The organism is Marinobacter sp. H13 (assembly GCF_059072335.1).
Map to the genome: position 1 here is coordinate 3,840,538 of NZ_JCACRU010000001.1, position 16,487 is coordinate 3,857,024.

General features: G+C 59.1%; 15 protein-coding genes. 11 read left to right on the plus strand and 4 right to left on the minus strand.

The genetic code is table 11. The features are described from left to right. Nucleotides 1-3: 3 nt before the first annotated feature. Genes tfpB through arsC form a run of 4 tightly spaced genes read right to left on the minus strand, consistent with a single transcriptional unit; the run spans nt 4 to nt 3,273 of the window. On the minus strand, nt 4-1,821 hold the full coding sequence (gene tfpB / locus AC5JQH_RS17880) for a type IV pilus assembly ATPase TfpB (RefSeq protein WP_288365776.1): 1,818 nt from the start codon (nt 1,819-1,821) through the stop codon (nt 4-6). Between the two features lie 20 nt (nt 1,822-1,841). Next, nucleotides 1,842-2,213 (minus strand): DUF2069 domain-containing protein, encoded by a 372-nt coding sequence (locus tag AC5JQH_RS17885; RefSeq protein WP_008172908.1) that lies wholly within the window; start codon nt 2,211-2,213, stop codon nt 1,842-1,844. 57 nt (nt 2,214-2,270) lie between these two features. Beyond that, a complete protein-coding gene (gene wrbA, locus AC5JQH_RS17890; RefSeq protein ID WP_273073007.1) occupies nt 2,271-2,876 on the minus strand; it encodes an NAD(P)H:quinone oxidoreductase in 606 nt (201 codons plus the stop codon). Between the two features lie 43 nt (nt 2,877-2,919). Beyond that, nucleotides 2,920-3,273, minus strand: coding sequence for an arsenate reductase (glutaredoxin) (gene arsC, locus AC5JQH_RS17895; protein WP_008172904.1), 354 nt, complete (start codon nt 3,271-3,273; stop codon nt 2,920-2,922). Nucleotides 3,274-3,341: 68 nt separating this feature from the next. Here arsC and AC5JQH_RS17900 point away from each other — a divergent pair, with 68 nt between their 5' ends. The 11 genes from AC5JQH_RS17900 to truD all read left to right on the plus strand — a co-directional run bounded on the left by AC5JQH_RS17900 (nt 3,342) and on the right by truD (nt 16,485). Beyond that, entirely contained in the window at nt 3,342-3,809 is a 468-nt protein-coding gene (locus AC5JQH_RS17900) for a TlpA family protein disulfide reductase (protein ID WP_008172901.1), read from the plus strand. Nucleotides 3,810-3,854: 45 nt separating this feature from the next. Continuing rightward, the gene (dnaE, locus tag AC5JQH_RS17905; protein ID WP_493791729.1) at nt 3,855-7,337 is read left to right on the plus strand and encodes a DNA polymerase III subunit alpha; all 3,483 of its coding nucleotides are present in this window, start codon (nt 3,855-3,857) and stop codon (nt 7,335-7,337) included. Nucleotides 7,338-7,476: 139 nt separating this feature from the next. Continuing rightward, complete coding sequence (gene accA / locus AC5JQH_RS17910; RefSeq protein ID WP_008172897.1) at nt 7,477-8,430, plus strand: acetyl-CoA carboxylase carboxyl transferase subunit alpha; 954 nt, start codon at nt 7,477-7,479, stop codon at nt 8,428-8,430. After that, nucleotides 8,414-9,763: a tRNA lysidine(34) synthetase TilS gene (tilS, locus tag AC5JQH_RS17915; RefSeq protein WP_053114906.1), complete on the plus strand. Its 1,350-nt coding sequence runs from the start codon at nt 8,414-8,416 to the stop codon at nt 9,761-9,763. Before accA ends, tilS begins: the two co-directional genes overlap by 17 nt. Nucleotides 9,764-9,850: 87 nt before the next feature. Continuing rightward, complete coding sequence (pyrG, locus tag AC5JQH_RS17920) at nt 9,851-11,479, plus strand: CTP synthase (RefSeq protein WP_491713575.1); 1,629 nt, start codon at nt 9,851-9,853, stop codon at nt 11,477-11,479. 2 nt (nt 11,480-11,481) lie between these two features. Next, a complete protein-coding gene (gene kdsA, locus AC5JQH_RS17925; protein WP_493805803.1) occupies nt 11,482-12,327 on the plus strand; it encodes a 3-deoxy-8-phosphooctulonate synthase in 846 nt (281 codons plus the stop codon). Between the two features lie 124 nt (nt 12,328-12,451). Further along, on the plus strand, nt 12,452-13,747 hold the full coding sequence (gene eno / locus AC5JQH_RS17930) for a phosphopyruvate hydratase (RefSeq protein WP_493805804.1): 1,296 nt from the start codon (nt 12,452-12,454) through the stop codon (nt 13,745-13,747). Nucleotides 13,748-13,952: 205 nt separating this feature from the next. Continuing rightward, nucleotides 13,953-14,225: a septum formation initiator family protein gene (locus tag AC5JQH_RS17935; RefSeq protein ID WP_062784903.1), complete on the plus strand. Its 273-nt coding sequence runs from the start codon at nt 13,953-13,955 to the stop codon at nt 14,223-14,225. A gap of 6 nt (nt 14,226-14,231) precedes the next feature. Next, entirely contained in the window at nt 14,232-14,933 is a 702-nt protein-coding gene (gene ispD, locus AC5JQH_RS17940; protein WP_483112255.1) for a 2-C-methyl-D-erythritol 4-phosphate cytidylyltransferase, read from the plus strand. A 26-nt stretch (nt 14,934-14,959) separates the two neighbouring features. Further along, nucleotides 14,960-15,439, plus strand: a complete 480-nt coding sequence (gene ispF, locus AC5JQH_RS17945) for a 2-C-methyl-D-erythritol 2,4-cyclodiphosphate synthase (protein ID WP_008172883.1) — start codon at nt 14,960-14,962, stop codon at nt 15,437-15,439. Then, nucleotides 15,436-16,485, plus strand: a complete 1,050-nt coding sequence (gene truD, locus AC5JQH_RS17950) for a tRNA pseudouridine(13) synthase TruD (RefSeq protein WP_493805805.1) — start codon at nt 15,436-15,438, stop codon at nt 16,483-16,485. The genes ispF and truD overlap by 4 nt, the downstream gene beginning before the upstream one ends. Nucleotides 16,486-16,487: the final 2 nt, after the last annotated feature.

Below are 16,487 nucleotides of genomic sequence, written 5' to 3' on the forward strand. Positions count from 1 at the left end.
CATTCAGCGCTGGCTTTCCGGCGTCACCCTCAGAATCTCTTCCACCGTTGTCTGGCCGGCGGCCACTTTCTGTGCACCACTCAAGCGCAGGGATTTCATGCCTTCCTTGTAGGCATCCAGCCTGAGCTGCTCCAGCTCGCAATGATCGGTGATCTGTCGTAGCAATGCGCCAGACAGCGTCATAATTTCATAAACCCCTGCGCGGCCAAGATACCCTGTGTTCCGGCATTCCAGGCAACCCACGGGCTGATAGAACTGCTTTGGAACCGGCGCTTTCCAGGGCCGTGTGAGGGTTTGCCAGGCCTGTTCATCAGCAGGGCCAGGGGATTTGCAGTGAGGGCAGAGCGTTCGGGCAAGCCGTTGTGCCATCACGCCCAGTACCGTTGCTCGAATCAGGTAAGGGGGAATGCCCAATTCCATCATCCGGGTGATCGCACTCGGAGCGTCGTTGGTATGCAGGGTTGATAGCACCAGGTGGCCTGTCAGGGCAGCCTGCACGGCCATTTCCGCCGTCTCCAGATCGCGGATCTCACCGATCATGATGATATCCGGGTCCTGACGCAGCAGCGCCCTTACGCCGGCGGCAAAGGTCAGGTCGATGTTGGTCTGAACCTGCATCTGGTTGAACGCCGGCTCCACCATTTCGATGGGATCCTCGATGGTGCAGACGTTTAGCTCGGGCGATGCAATCTGTTTCAGGGTCGAATACAGGGTCGTGGTCTTGCCGGAACCAGTGGGCCCGGTGACAAGGACGATGCCGTGCGGGCGGGATGTGATTTCCTGCCAGCGCTGGCGGTCTTCCTTGCCGAATCCCAGTTGCTCGTAGGACTTCAGCAGCACGTCCGGATCAAAGATCCGCATGACCATCTTTTCGCCAAAGGCGGTCGGCATGGTGGCCAGACGCAGCTCCACCTCACGGTTGTCGGGCTTGCGGGTCTTGATGCGCCCGTCCTGGGGGCGGCGTTTCTCAGCCACATTCAGGCGGCCGAGGATCTTGAGGCGACTGGTCACCGCCACGCCCACATGCTCGGGGAACTCATAAACGTTGTGCAGAACGCCGTCGATCCGGAACCGGACCTGGGTGACCGTGCGGCGGGGCTCTATGTGAATATCCGAGGCGCGCTGGTCGAAGGCGTACTGGAGCAACCAATCGACAATCTTGACGACGTGCTGGTCATTGGCGTCCGGATGTTCGCTGGCGCCAAGATCGAGCAGCTGCTCGAAATTCTGGTTGCCGGCAACACCCGGGCCCTGGCTGCCGCTGGCCTTGCTGACGGAATTGGCGAGCTGGTAGAACTCCACGGTGTACCGGCGGATATCCTCGGGATTGGCGACAACGCGCCGGATATCCTTGCGAACGGCCTGTTGAAGGTTCTGCACCCAATCGCTCTTGAAAGGTTCTGCGCTGGCGATCAGCACCTCATCGGCGCCGATCTCAACGGCCAGGATGCCATGGCGCTGCGCAAAGGCGTAAGACATCACCCGGGCAATGGCGGGTGTGTCGATCTTGAGGGGATCAATATGGTAATAGGGTTGCCCCGCCCAGTCGGCCAGCCAGTGAGTCAGCCGATCCAGATCCAGGGTACGACCGCTCTTCTGGCTGGTCAGCGCGGCAATCGCCACCAGTTCCAGCGGGTGGCGCCTGCCTTTCTGTCCGTCGCCGGTTGCCGCGCCCAGGTTGGCCGACAACACCCGCTCTGCGTCTTCCTGGCTGATTTCCCCGCTGGTAACAAGCGCGGTGCAAACATCTCTCAGGGTCAGGGTACTTCTGGGCGGCGCGGGTGGCCGCTGCACCGTTCCGGAGTTGCTTGTGTCAGCCATAGAGGGTCAGTTCCAGGTCTTCAGGGTGTGTTTCCGTCTGCCACCGGCCGGTTCACCTTCAGGTGAATCATGGCAACAGTGAACAACAGGAAGGTCAGTACCGTCAAAATGACCGGCCCCGGGGCGCCTTCGCTCAGCCATGCCGAAACAACGGCCTGAGTGAAGTAGAAGATCACCACGAAGGACATCCAGATATAGCCCCGATTGTGACCGCGAAAGACCGTGACCGCAAAGGGCAGAAGCGGGACCAGTTTCACCGCCAGCATCAGGGGTATTGAAACACCCTCGACGGGAGCCGGGTAGAACGTGGTAATCAGCAGGGTGGCAAGCACGCCGATGTAAAGGGCGATCGTCGCCCGCACAGTGATGCGGGCCTTCGGGTTGTTCAGCATAGTGTGTTCCGGAGTCGGTAAGTGTAAAGCAAAGTACGTCCTGCGCCCGGTCGCGTATCAGTCAGCGAGTTTCAGCGCCAGTCGCGCCAGACGTTCGCCGAAGGCCTGGCACAGGGCTTTCTCATGCGTGCTCAGGGGTTGCTGTTCGCCGGTTCCGGCCCAGTGGGTAGGGCCGTAGGGTGTGCCACCGGTGTCCGTTTCGCCGAGACTCTTCTCCGAGTAGGGGAGACCACAGACCACCATGCCATGATGCAGCAGCGGCATCATCATGGTCATGAGAGTCGTTTCCTGCCCGCCATGGAGGCTGCCGGTAGAGGTAAACGCGCCCGCCGGTTTGCCTTCCAGGGTTCCGCTCAGCCAGAGGTCGCCGGTCGTGTCGAGGAAATGCTTCAGGGGCGCTGCCATGTTGCCAAAGCGGGTGGGGCTGCCGATGGCCAGACCGGCGCAATTTGCGAGATCGGATTTGCTGGCGTAAGGCGCTCCAGAGTCCGGAACTGCGGGCAGGGACGCTTCCGTGTCCGGTGAAACCGGCGGTACCGCCCGCAACCTCGCTTCAATGCCTGTTACCCGGGCCACGCCACGACCAATCTGGCTGGCCAGCTCCGCAGTCTGGCCTGTGCGGCTGTAAAATAGCACGAGAACATAGGGCAATTGATCGGACATCTTCAGAGATCCTTCTGATCTGGCTGGAGGAGATTGTTGGGCGTTACAGGATCGAGAGAACGTTTTCCGGTGGCCGGCCAAGTGCTGCTTTGCCGTTGGCGGTCACAATCGGTCGTTCAATCAGTTTCGGTGTTGCTACCATCGCGGCGATGAGTTGTTCGTCGCTCAGGTCGGGGCTGTTCAGGCCCTGTTCTTTATACTCTTTTTCTTTCGTGCGCATCAGTTCGCGGGGGCGAAGATCCAGTGCGTTCAGGATATCCTTGAGCTCCTGCTCTGTCGGTGGTGTTTCCAGGTAGCGTATAATCTCTGGCTCAATTCCCCGTTCGGTAAGCAGTTCAAGGGTTTGGCGGGATTTCGAGCAGCGAGGGTTGTGGAAAATCCGGGTGGGTTCTGTCATCTTCGTGCCTGATTGTCTGAATGGAGTCCACGATTTCTGTGGCCGGTAGTCTAACAGGAGGTTTTCCAGTGCAGTACCCTGATTCTGTCCGTAGGCGTTCCGGCCTGCATGTTCTGGCCGTGGCGCTGCTCATTCTGGCGATGTCCGGCTGCCAGAAAATCGAGCTTGAGCGGGCAGAAGGCACAAAACTGAACTGGGACACCTTGCGCGGCCAGTGGGTGTTGGTTAACTACTGGGCGGAATGGTGCAAACCGTGCCTCGAAGAAATTCCCGAGCTCAATGAGCTGGACAAGGCGCCCGACATTACCGTACTAGCCGTCAATTTTGATGGGGTGCGGGGCGACGCATTGGTCGAACTGGGCGAGCGTATGGGGATTGAATTTACCATGCTGGCGGACGATCCAGGGCCGGGGTTCGGCTGGAAGTTACCGGTCGCGCTGCCTGCCACTTTTCTGGTTAATCCGGGCGGCGATCTGGTCGAGACCCGTTTTGGACCCCAGACCGAAGAAGAACTCCGGGCCGTGATCGGCGGTTGAGCCGGCCGCCCCAACTGAATTACACAGCAGGAATAACCTGACGTTATGTCGCAGACTTTTGTACACCTCCGCGTCCATTCCGAATACTCCATGGTGGATGGCCTGGTCAGGGTTAAACCGCTGATAAAGCGCGTTGCCGAGCTGGGCATGCCGGCTGTTGGCCTTACCGAGCAATCCAACATGTGCTCGCTGGTTCGCTTTTACAAGGCGGCCATGGGCGCGGGCGTCAAACCCATCATTGGCGCCGATCTGTGGCTGGAAAATCCCGACGAGCCCGAGAATCCGTTCCGCATCACGCTGTTGGCGCGAGATAACGACGGTTATCTCAACCTCACCGAAATCATTTCCCTGGGGTATACCGAGGGGCAGCGGTTTGGCAAGCCGATCATCCAGCGCAAATGGCTTGAGGCTCGGCCGAACGGTTTGATTGCGCTCTCTGGTTCGAGAATGGGCGATGTGGGCAAGGCTTTGATGGCGGGCAAAACGGAATTGGCCCGCGAGCGCGCCCGTTACTGGATGGATTTGTACCCGGATAGCTACTACCTCGAGTTACAGCGCACCGGTCGTCCAGGAGACGAAGACTGCCTGCACCTGAGTGTTGAGCTGGCCGGTGCTCTTGGCCTTCCGGTGGTTGCCACTAACGATGTGCACTTCCTGGAGGCGGAAGACTTTGAGGCTCACGAGGCCAGGGTCTGTATCGGTGAGAGTCGTACCCTGGATGATCCGCGCCGTGATCGCCGCTTCAGTGACCAGCAGTACCTGCGCAGCGCCGATGAGATGATCGAGCTGTTCAGCGACATTCCAGAAGCAATCGAGAACACCGTGGAGATTGCCCGGCGCTGCTCGGTGAAGGTTCGGATGGGTGAGTATTTCCTGCCCAATTACCCGATTCCCGATGGCATGACCATGGACGACTATTTCCGGAAGGTCTCCGAGGAGGGGCTGGAAGAGCGGCTGGCCAAGACCCTCAGCAAGGACGATCCGGAATACGATGCCAAACGCGAGGCCTACTACAAGCGCCTGAACTTCGAGCTGGATATCATCATCCAGATGGGGTTCCCGGGCTACTTCCTGATCGTGATGGACTTCATCAAGTGGGCCAAGAACAACGGTGTGCCCGTGGGGCCAGGCCGGGGTTCCGGTGCCGGCTCGCTGGTGGCCTACGCCCAGCTGATTACTGACCTGGATCCACTAGAGTATGACTTGCTGTTCGAGCGTTTCCTGAACCCGGAACGGGTCTCCATGCCCGACTTTGACGTCGACTTCTGCATGGAAGGCCGGGACAGGGTAATCGAGTACACCGCCCAGAAGTACGGGCGAGAGGCGGTGTCGCAGATCATTACCTTCGGCACCATGGCGGCGAAGGCGGTTGTGCGGGACGTTGCCCGGGTTCAGGGCAAATCCTACGGTCTGGCTGACAAACTCTCCAAGATGATTCCCTTCGAGCCGGGCATGACCCTGGAAAAGGCTCTGGAGCAGGAACCACAGCTGGTCGAATTTCTCGAGAACGACGAGGAAGCCCAGGAAATATGGGAAATGGCCCTGAAGCTTGAGGGAGTTTGCCGGAACGCCGGTAAACACGCCGGCGGCGTGGTGATCGCGCCCACCAAGATCACCGATTTTTCGCCCCTGTACTGCGACGACGAGGGCGGAAGCCTGGTGACCCAGTTCGACAAGGGCGACGTGGAAGACGCCGGGCTGGTGAAGTTCGACTTCCTGGGCCTGCGGACGCTCACGATCATCAAGTGGGCGCTGAACATGATCAATCCACGCCGGGAAAAGAAGGGCATGCAGCCGCTCGACATCAACGAGATTCCGCTGGATGACGTGCCCTCGTTCGACATGCTCAAGAAAGCGGAAACCACGGCGGTGTTTCAGCTGGAATCCCGGGGCATGAAGGACCTGATTCGCCGTCTGCAGCCAGACTCACTGGAAGACATGATCGCCCTCGTGGCCCTGTTCCGGCCGGGGCCGCTGCAATCGGGCATGGTGGACGACTTTATCGACCGTAAGCACGGCCGCCAACCCATGTCCTTCCCGCATCCGGATTACCAGTATGAAGGCCTGAAGCCGGTTCTGGAGCCCACCTACGGGGTTATCCTGTACCAGGAGCAGGTCATGCAGATCGCCCAGGTGATGGCCGGTTATACCCTTGGTAATGCGGACATGCTGCGGCGCGCCATGGGTAAGAAAAAGCCCGAGGAAATGGCCAAGCAGAAGCAGTTTTTCCTGGATGGCTGTGAGCAGAACGGGATCAACACGACCCTGGCCGAAAACATCTTTGACCTGGTAGAGAAGTTTGCCGGCTACGGCTTCAACAAATCCCACTCCGCCGCCTATGCACTGGTGTCCTACCAGACACTCTGGCTGAAAGCCCATTACCCGGCAGAATTCATGGCCGCGGTACTGACTGCCGATATGCAGAACACCGACAAGGTGGTCACGCTGGTAGAAGAGTGCCGGAACATGAAACTGGATCTTCTGGTGCCAGACGTCAGCCGTTCGGAATACACCTTTACCGTCAACGACGAAGGCCAGATTGTGTATGGCCTCGGTGCTATCAAAGGCCTGGGCGAGGGCCCGATTCAGAGCATCGTGGAAGGTCGTGGCGATGGCGAGCCCTATCAGGATATTTTCGATTTTTGCCGACGCATTGACCTGAAAAAGGTCAACAAGCGCGCCATGGAAGCGCTGATCCGGTGCGGCGCCATGGACAAGCTTGGCGCCAGCCGGGCTCAGTTGATGGCCAGCATCGATAAGGCCGTGCAGCAGGCCGGTCAGCAATCCCGTAACGAATCCGTCGGTATGATGGATATGTTCGGTGAAATGCTCGAGGCGGGCGACGGTGGCGATCCCTACGAGGACGTGGCCGGTATGCGCGAGTGGCCCGAAAAACAGCGGCTGAAAGGCGAGAAAGATACCCTGGGGCTTTACCTCACCGGCCACCCGTTCGATGAATACGAGAAAGAGGTTCGGCGGTTTGTCCGGTCCTCCATCGCCGATCTGAAGCCGAACAAGTCACCCCAGCGCGTCGCCGGGTTAGTGGTTGCCCAGCGCACCATGAAAACCCGCACCGGCTCCACCATGTGTTTCATTACCCTGGACGACCGGAGCGCGCGGATCGAGGCGACCTTATTCTCGGAAGCTTTCTTTGAAAATCGGGAACTGTTGCAGTCGGACCAGGTGATCGTGGTGGAGGGGCAAGTCAGCCACGACGACTATTCCGGCCAGATGAAGATGCGGGTGAGCACGGTTATGGATGTGGCGAGCGCTCGCCAGCAGTTCAGCCGCGGACTGAAGCTGAACCTGCGTGCCGATCAGCTACAAAACGGCCTGCTGGAGAAATTGGACACCACCCTTAGACCCTTCCGCTGTGATGGCAGTCCGGTCTGGATTGAGTACAGCAGCCCCGAGGCGTCCACCCGGATCGAGCTGGGTGAATCCTGGCGGGTGCAGCCGGATGACAACCTGCTACTGGAGCTCCGTTACCTCGTAGGCGACCAGTCGGTAGAACTGGTCTATGATTGAGTAAGCTGAAAATTAAAAGTTTGTCAGATAGCGGACTCATACCAATGTCCGCTTTAGCCACTGACCGGGCGCTGCTATCTTTGTGTAAATTCTGGTTTGGCGGAGCATTTTCCCGCCTGGCAAAAAATGATGGAACATCATGAACCCTAACTATCTGGATTTCGAACAGCCAATCGCCGACCTGGAAGCCAAGATTGAAGAGCTTCGGATGGTTGGCAATGACACCGACATCAATATCACCGACGAGATCACCCGGCTGAAGAAAAAGAGCGTCAGCCTCACAGAGAGCATTTTCTCCGATCTCAAACCCTGGGACGTTGCCCGACTGGCTCGCCATCCCCGCAGGCCCTACACCCTGGACTACATCGAATCCATGTTTGAGGATTTCGATGAACTGCACGGCGATCGCCGTTATGCAGACGACCTGGCGATCGTAGGGGGTACTGCCCGGCTGGACGACAAGCCGGTAATGGTGATTGGTCACCAGAAGGGCCGGGAAGTGCGGGACAAGGTAAAGCGCAACTTTGGTATGCCGCGCCCTGAGGGCTATCGCAAGGCCCTGCGCCTGATGGAAATGGCCGAGCGGTTCAAGATGCCCATTCTCACGTTCATCGACACGCCGGGTGCCTATCCCGGCATTGGTGCGGAAGAGCGTGGGCAGAGTGAGGCCATTGCCTTCAACCTGGCCGTGATGTCCCGCCTCAAGACACCCATTATCTCCACGGTGATCGGTGAGGGCGGTTCCGGTGGCGCGCTGGCCATCGGTGTCTGTGACCAGTTGAACATGCTGCAGTATTCCACCTACGCGGTGATTTCCCCAGAGGGCTGTGCGTCGATCCTCTGGAAAAGTGCCGAATACGCTGCCCAGGCGGCGGAGGCCATGGGTGTTACGGCTGACCGGCTTAAAGATCTGGGGCTGGCGGATAACGTGGTAACCGAGCCCCTCGGCGGTGCTCACCGCAACCCTGAAAAAATGTCGGAATCCCTCAAAGAGGTTCTGGCGAAAGGCGTCGCTGAGCTCAGCCGCCTGCCACTGGATGAGCTGGTATCCCGCCGCTACGAGCGGCTGACCCGCTATGACACCGGGCGCTGAGCCCGGTTCCGGATTCCACTGGCCGGAGGCCCTGTGTGCCCCGGTCAGAGAACTCCCCGATCACGCCCGTCTTTGGGTCGCCCTGAGCGGTGGCCTCGATTCCACCCTGTTATTGCACCTGGCAGCCCACTGCCATGGCTGTTCCGGCGCTGTCCGGGCGATCCATATCAATCATCAGCTTCAACCCAATGCATCGGATACCGAGTCGTTTTGTCGCGGTGAATGTGAGCGACTTGGCGTGCCGCTTGTGGTTGAGCGGGTAACCGTCGATGGTGGTCGTAGCTCGGGTGCGGGTATAGAGGAAGCTGCCCGCAAGGCTCGCTATGCCGCCCTCGAGGCGCTGGTCGGGAAGGGCGACCTGGTCTTGATGGCTCACCATGGGGATGACCAGGCGGAAACCGTTCTGTTCCGGATGCTCAGGGGCAGCGGTTTGGCCGGGCTGGCGGGCATGCCGGCCAGTCGTGAGCTGGGCGCCGCGACCCTCGTCCGGCCCCTGCTCGCGTTTGAGAGGGCCGAACTCGAGCGCTGGGCCAGGGTCGCTGGCCTGTCATGGGTTGATGACCCCAGCAATACCGACCAGCGATTTGACCGGAATTTCCTCCGTCACACTGTGTTGCCGCTCTTGCGGGATCGCTGGCCGGGGTTGAATCGCAGGCTGCGGCACACGGCGGAATCCTGTGGCGAGAGCGAAGCGCTGAACCGCAAACTGGCCGCTTTGCAGTGGCAGGCAATCGGCGGCGACCGGGACCGTCTCCCCGTTGATGGCCTGAAAACACTGCCTCTGGCGGAGCAGAAGAATCTGGTCCGTTGGTGGGCACGGGAACGCGGGTTTCATGCGCCCACCCCTGGTGACTGGCAGCAGGTCATTCGGGACCTGCTGTTTGCCGCAGAGGATCGGGAGCCGGAGTTCCGGTCCGACGGTTTCAGTCTGCGACGTTTCCAGGGTGATCTTTGCCTGGTTCCCGACCGCGGCCCTTTACCGGACGCTCCGGTCGATCTCGAGCCGGGGGAGGGCGTGGCGTGGGGAGAGTGGTCCCTCAGGTTGGAATCTGTCGTTACCCCGGAACAGTCGTTGCCGCCAATACGGATATTTACGAGGCAGGGTGGCGAGCGGGTCCGTTTCCGTCCCGATGGGCCGTCCCGTTCGCTCAAGAAATGGCTGCAGGAAGTCGGCGTTCCACCCTGGGAAAGGGCCCGTCTGCCGCTGGTTTTCGCGGGTTCAGAGGGCGCAGCAGAGCTCATTGCCATTGGCGATTTATGGTGTTCTGAACAATACTCGGGAGGCGCCCATGCCGCCGGTTGGCGGCTGGTCATAGAGCGGGAATGTGATTGAGTCAATGGGGCCTTTCTGGTAGTCTGGCGTCCCATCTTGAGATGACAATCTCCCTCCTTCACCGAACCAGACAATCACGGAATCTGCATGACGCGTTATATTTTCGTCACCGGCGGTGTCGTGTCCTCCTTGGGGAAAGGTATCGCATCAGCCTCTCTGGCTGCGATCCTCGAGGCACGCGGCCTGAAGGTCACTATTCTCAAGCTGGACCCGTACATCAACGTGGACCCCGGCACCATGAGCCCGTTCCAGCACGGTGAGGTTTTTGTCACCGAGGATGGCGCGGAAACAGACCTCGATCTGGGCCACTACGAGCGCTTCATCCGCTCCCCGATGAGCAAGCGCAACAACTTCACCACCGGTCGGGTGTACGAGGAAGTAATCCGCAAGGAGCGCCGTGGCGACTACCTGGGGGGAACTGTGCAGGTAATCCCCCACATCACTGACGAGATCAAGCGCCGGGTCGTTGAAGGTGCTGCTGGCGCCGACGTAGCGCTGATCGAGATTGGTGGCACGGTAGGCGATATTGAATCCCTGCCGTTCCTAGAAGCCTGCCGCCAACTGAAGGTTGAAGTCGGTCCCCAGCGTGCACTTTTCATGCACCTGACCCTGGTTCCGTACATTGCCACTGCGGGTGAGATCAAGACCAAGCCCACCCAGCACTCGGTCAAGGAAATGCGCTCTATCGGCCTGCAGCCGGATATCCTGCTGTGCCGCTCCGAGCACGAGGTGGACGCCAGTTCACGTCGCAAGATTGCCCTGTTCACCAACGTCGAAGAGCGGGCCGTTATTCCTCTCCAGGATGCCAAATCCATTTACGCCATTCCTCGCATGCTCTATGAGCATGGCCTGGATCAGCTCGTTATCGAACGATTCGGCCTGGATGCACGTCCTGCGGACCTCAGTGAGTGGGACAACGTTGTTGAATCACTGATGAATCCCGAGCAGGAAGTGACCATTGCCATGGTTGGCAAGTACATGGAGCTTCTCGACGCGTACAAGTCGCTGATCGAATCCCTGCTGCACGCCGGCATCAAGACCCGCACCAAGGTCAATATCAACTACATCGATTCCGAAGACATCGAGCGTGATGGCACCGGTGCGCTGGCCAATGCCGACGCGATTCTGGTGCCGGGCGGTTTCGGTGAGCGCGGCGTGGAAGGCAAGATCCGCACGGTTCAGTATGCCCGTGAGAACAAGGTGCCTTACCTTGGCATCTGCCTGGGTATGCAGGTTGCTGTAATTGAATACGCGCGGAACGTGGCCGGCCTGACCGACGCTCATAGCACAGAATTCCGCGAGCACACGCCGGAGCCGGTGGTGGGCCTGATCACCGAATGGCTGGATTCCACCGGAGAGCGCGAAGAGCGTACGGAAGAATCTGATCTTGGCGGGACCATGCGTCTCGGCGCCCAGGATTGCGTGCTTACCGAAGGTTCCACCATTGCCAACTGCTATGGCAAGAAAACCATTCGCGAGCGTCATCGCCATCGTTACGAGGTCAACAACCACTTCCTGCCAAAGTTGGAAGAGGCCGGTCTTCAGATCTCAGGTCGTTCGACCGATGGTCGTCTGGTCGAAGTGGTTGAAGCGCCGGATCATCCCTGGTTTGTCGCCTGTCAGTTCCATCCGGAATTTACTTCCACGCCCAGGGACGGCCACCCGTTGTTCAAAGGCTTTGTTGAGGCAGCACTGGCCTGCAAGAAGGAATCCTGAGTATGGCGCAGAGCACCGTAAACGTTTCGGGAATCGACGTCGCCAACCACAAGCCATTTGTGCTCTTTGGTGGCATGAACGTCCTCGAGTCGCCGGAACTGGCCATGGAAGTGGCCGAGGCTTATGTTGAAGCCACCGGCAATCTCGGTATCCCCTACGTTTTCAAGGCGTCTTTTGATAAGGCCAACCGCTCGTCGGTGAATTCCTTCCGCGGCCCCGGCCTGGAGAAAGGTCTTCAGATGCTGGCGGACATCAAAAGCAAGTTTGGTGTTCCCATTATTTCGGACGTCCACGAGCCGGCCCAGGCCGCTCCCACAGCGCAGGTATGCGACATCATCCAGCTGCCGGCTTTCCTGAGCCGCCAGACGGACCTGGTGGTCGCCATGGCGAAAACCGGTGCGGTGATCAACATCAAGAAGGCCCAGTTCCTGGCTCCCCAGGAAATGAAGCACATCATCACCAAGTGCGAGGAAGCCGGCAACGACAAGGTGATCCTGTGTGAGCGGGGCAGCAGCTTCGGTTACAACAACCTGGTTGTCGACATGCTGGGCTTTGGCATCATGAAGGCCATGAACGTGCCGGTGATGTTCGACGTGACCCACTCCCTGCAGATGCCGGGCGGACGAGCCGATTCCGCCGGCGGCCGCAGGGCCCAGGTGACGGATCTGGCTCTGGCAGGTATGTCCCAGGGCCTGGCCGGCCTGTTCCTGGAAGCCCATCCGGACCCGGACAAGGCCAAATGCGATGGCCCCTGCGCTTTGCGGCTCAGTCAGTTGGAGCCCTTCCTGCAGCGGGTGAAAGCTGTGGATGACCTGGTAAAGAGTTTTAAACCTATCGACACCGCCTGATTGGCGGTGTTGGCGTTTTACGCGGACTATGGGAGCGAGCGGGAACGGCCCTGCGAAAATGTAGAGGGCCGTTCCCTCTCGCTCTGACTCCCAAATTTGAACATGAACTTGGAGACAGAGAAGAATGACCAAGATTGCCAACATCAAGGGCCGTGAGGTTCTGGATTCCCGCGGTAACCCGACTGTCGAAGCAGACGTTATCCTCGAAGACGGAACGGTGGGCAGTGCTTGTGCGCCGTCAGGTGCGTCTACCGGTTCCCGCGAAGCGCTGGAACTGCGTGACGGTGACGCCTCCCGCTACCTTGGCAAAGGTGTTCTGAAGGCTGTGGAAGCCGTGAACAGCAAGATCCGTGATGCACTGGTAGGCAAAGATGCAGCTGATCAGCGTGCTCTGGATCAGATCATGCTGGACCTCGACGGTACCGAGAACAAGGCCAACCTGGGCGCCAACGCAATTCTGGCGGTTTCCCTGGCGGCGGCCAAGGCTGCAGCTATCTCCCTGGGCAAGCCGCTGTATGCGCACATTGCAGACATCAACGGTACCTCCGGCGAGTTTTCCATGCCGGTGCCGATGATGAACATCCTGAACGGTGGCGAGCACGCGGATAACAACGTTGATATCCAGGAGTTCATGGTTCAGCCGGTTTCCGCCAAGAGCTTCTCTGAAGCCCTTCGTGTTGGCGCGGAGATTTTTCACAGCCTGAAGAAAGTGCTGAAGGCCCAGGGCCTGAACACGGCGGTGGGTGACGAGGGCGGTTTTGCTCCCAACCTGCCCTCCAACGAAGCCGCACTGGCAGTGATTCAAGAAGCGGTCGAGAAGGCCGGTTACAAGCTGGGTACCGATGTGACGCTGGCCCTGGACTGTGCGTCTTCCGAATTCTACAAAGATGGCCAGTACCAGCTGTCCGGTGAAGGCAAGAGCTTCGATTCCGAAGGCTTTGCCGACTACCTGGCGGGTTTGTGCGAGCGTTACCCGATTGTCTCCATCGAAGACGGTATGGATGAGAGCGACTGGGATGGCTGGAAAGTGCTGACCGACAAGCTCGGTAGCAAGGTTCAGCTGGTGGGCGACGACCTGTTCGTTACCAACACCAAGATCCTCAAGCAGGGTATCGAGAAGGGTGTGGGTAACTCCATCCTGATCAAGTTCAACCAGATCGGCAGCCTGAGCGAAACCCTCGATGCCATCAAGATGGCCCAGGATGCCGGTTTCACTGCCGTGATTTCACATCGTTCCGGTGAAACCGAGGACACCACCATTGCCGATCTGGCGGTGGCGACCTGCGCCGGCCAGATCAAGACCGGTTCCCTGTGCCGTTCGGATCGTGTTGCCAAGTACAACCAGCTGCTGCGCATCGAAGAAGCGCTGGATGGTAAGGCGCCTTACCGCGGCCTGAGCGAAATCAAAGGGCAGGGCTGATCGACTGATCCCACCGGTTCTGGCAGAGTGTCTGGCCGGTAATTGGCGAAAAACTGTTAAGGCCATCGTGTTCTGGGCGAAATTCCGGACATGATGGCCTTTTTGTACAGGCAGTTAGAAGAATTTGTTGCTAATCTACTCTAAGGTCTATACTCAACGTCCGGCGTTGGTATTTTGATTGATTGAATTTTGAACGGAATCGGCAATGAAGTTGCTCTGGACCATAATGGTGGTTGTGATTCTCCTGCTGCAGGTGCGCCTGTGGGTCGGGGAGGGCAGCTTTGCGCAGGTATGGGCACTCGAGCAGTCCATCGCCGAGCAACGTGAAGAAAATGCCGAGCTGGCTACCCGCAATGAACGTCTTTATGCCGAAGTCAGGAATCTGCGTAACGAGCAGGGCGCCGTTGAAGAGCGGGCCAGAATGAACCTCGGCCTGATAAGAGACGACGAGACCTTTTTCCTGGTTGTTGAAAACTGATTGTCTATGCCTGCTCCGAGACTTTGGCTGATTGTTCCTGCCGCCGGCATCGGCCAGCGCATGCAGGCTGAGCAACCGAAACAGTACCTTCGGATCGACCAACGTTTCATTCTCGACATCACCCTTTCCCGACTGATGGATTCCGCGCCTTTTTCCGGCTGCATGGTGCCCTTGCACCCGGCCGACCATTGGTGGCCGGATACCGAAGCCAGCGGCGATAGCCGAATCCAGACCTGTACCGGCGGTTCCGAAAGAGCTGGTTCGGTGTTGTCGGCGCTGCACGCCATGGCGGAACAGGTGAAAGATGACGACTGGGTTCTGGTGCACGATGCGGCGAGGCCCTGCCTTGATACCCGGGATCTTTCCAATCTGATTGACCGGCTCTACAGCCATCCGGTTGGGGGGCTGCTTGCCTCGCCGGTTGCCGACACTTTAAAGAAAGCCGGTACTGCTGAACTCCCGGAAGTGATTGAGACCGTTGATCGCACGGGGTTGTGGCGGGCTCTGACGCCCCAGATGTTTCGCTATCGTGTTCTTGTTGATTCTCTGGAGGCAGCTCTTGCCCGGGACCTTCCGGTGACCGATGAGTCCTCCGCGGTGGAGTTTTCCGGTAACATGCCGGTGCTGGTTGAAGGGCGGCCGGACAATATCAAGATCACCGTGCCCGCCGATCTGGCACTGGCAGGCTTCATTCTGAGCCAATTCTGAACTTTCGGAGTGTTCCGGAGCACATTATGCGTATTGGTCAGGGCTTCGATGTCCACGCCTTCTGCGAAGGCGACTCTGTGATTATTGGCGGCGTAAGCATTCCGCATTCCCACGGGCTCAAGGCCCATTCTGATGGTGATGTCCTGCTGCATGCGTTGGCAGATGCATTGCTGGGCGCTGCCGCGCTTGGCGACATCGGGCATTTCTTCCCGGACACCAGTGACGAGTGGGCAGGGGCCGACAGCAGGGACCTTTTGCGTCGGGTTGTGAACCGGGTCCGGGACGAGGGCTTCTCCGTCGTTAACGTGGATACCACAATCATTGCCCAGGCCCCCAAGATGGCACCCCATATCGATGCCATCCGTTTGAACATTGCCGAAGATCTGGGCGTGCCGGCCAGTCGTGTCAGCGTGAAAGCCACCACCACGGAAAAGCTGGGTTTTACCGGGCGCGGGGAAGGCATTGCCTGCCAGGCGATCTGCCTGCTTGAACCGGTGGAATCTTGAGCAACTGGCGCCTTGACTGGCCAACCTCCGGCGGCAGTCGTATTGCCTCTGGCCGCCTGAAAACCGCCCCGGGCGATTTCATTGTCGACGAATTGCTGGAGCTGCCGGAAAGCGGCCCGGCCGTCGACGGAGATGTAATCGCAGGCAGTGGCGAGCATCTTTGTTTGAAACTGGAGAAAGTGGGTGATAACACAGAGTATGTTGCCCGCGAATTGGCCAGGATCGCCGGGTGTCGTCACTTTGATGTCGGTTTCTGTGGGCTCAAGGATAGGCATGCTGTGACCCGCCAGTGGTTCAGTCTGTACCGTCCCGGAAACGAGGATCAGGACAACGCTCTGATCCGGGAGATTGGCCTACGCTGGCCGGTTCTGGCGGCTTCGCGGCAGGCGCGGAAATTGCGGCGCGGGGAGCACAGGGGTAATGGCTTCACGATTACCCTGAGGGCCGTCTCCGGTGAGCACCAGGTTATTGACCGAGCGCTGGAGCGTCTGGGCGATATTTGGGCTCCAAACTACTTTGGCCCCCAACGGTTTGGCAATGATGGCGCTAACCTTGACCGAGCGGTGCATCTTGATCCCGCTACCCTGAACCGACGTGGCCGGTCCGGTGGAAAAGGCCGGGGTGGCAAAAAGCGAGCTGGCAGCGACGGCTCGAAAAACGTATTGTATTTTTCGGCAGCGCGCTCCTGGCTGTTCAATGAGGTGCTGGCAGCTCGGGTAGACGATGGCAGCTGGGCCGAGGCAGGAGCGACAGGTCCACTGTGGGGTGACGGCGGCACCACCGCTTGCGGGCCCCTGGAAACCTTCGAGCGAGGCATTGTCGCGCAAACCCCGGAGTTGGCCGCCCTGTTTTCGGTCACCCGGATGAAACCGGAGCGAAGGCCATTGGCGGTAAAACCGGAGAGCCTCTCCTGGCAGTGGGTCGCTGAGGACTGTCTGGAGCTGGCGTTTTTTCTTTCGCCCGGCCAGTACGCGACAACGATTTTGAGTGATATTTTCGAGCTTGAGGACATGAGCCTCGGCCGACACAACGAACAACAAGGCTAGCG